1 pseudogene is annotated in these 571 nt (G+C 67.8%); it reads right to left on the reverse strand.

Annotation, left to right across the window (positions count from 1 at the left end):
• Nucleotides 1–519 (reverse strand): annotated as a pseudogene (locus EN742_RS37080) (uracil-DNA glycosylase family protein); the annotation flags it as partial.
• Between the last annotated feature and the right edge of the window lie 52 nt (nt 520–571).

Consider the following 571-nt stretch of genomic DNA (forward strand, 5'->3'; position numbering starts at 1 on the left):
GCAGCACTCTCGGGCGGGCGGGCGCCTCCCATATCGCGCGCCAGTTCCTGACGGTTTCCGTCAACGATGACTGACGCGCGGCACCCATGTGCCAGGACTGCGCGTACATGCCGATCGTCAGCACCAGATCGATCTGCGGCATCAGCGCCATCAGTTCGGCGCGCCAGGCTGGCGCGCATTCGCGACGCGGCGGCAGGTCGGCGCCCTTCGCATCCTGGCCGGGGAAGCAAAAACCCATCGGCACGATGGCGAATTTTTCGGTGTCGTAGAATTCCTCGCTGGTTACACTCAGCCAGCTACGCAGCCGATCGCCGGAGGCATCGGTGAACGGCATGCCCGAGAGGTGGACCTTGCTGCCCGGCGCCTGGCTTGCAAGCAGGATACGCGCCGTCGACGACGGGCGTAGCACCGGGCGCGGCTCATGCGGCAAAGGCCGGCCGAGCGGCCTCTCCACGCAGATGCGGCAGGCGCGTACCCTGGCCGTCAGTCTCTCCAGCGCTTCGCTCATCCCGGGCTCAGGCGGCCGCACTCGGTCGGCTGGAGATCGCCGCATGCCAGCGCAGCACATTGG

Origin of the sequence: Mesorhizobium sp. M4A.F.Ca.ET.020.02.1.1, from assembly GCF_004022645.1 — a bacterium.
Taxonomy (GTDB): domain Bacteria; phylum Pseudomonadota; class Alphaproteobacteria; order Rhizobiales; family Rhizobiaceae; genus Mesorhizobium.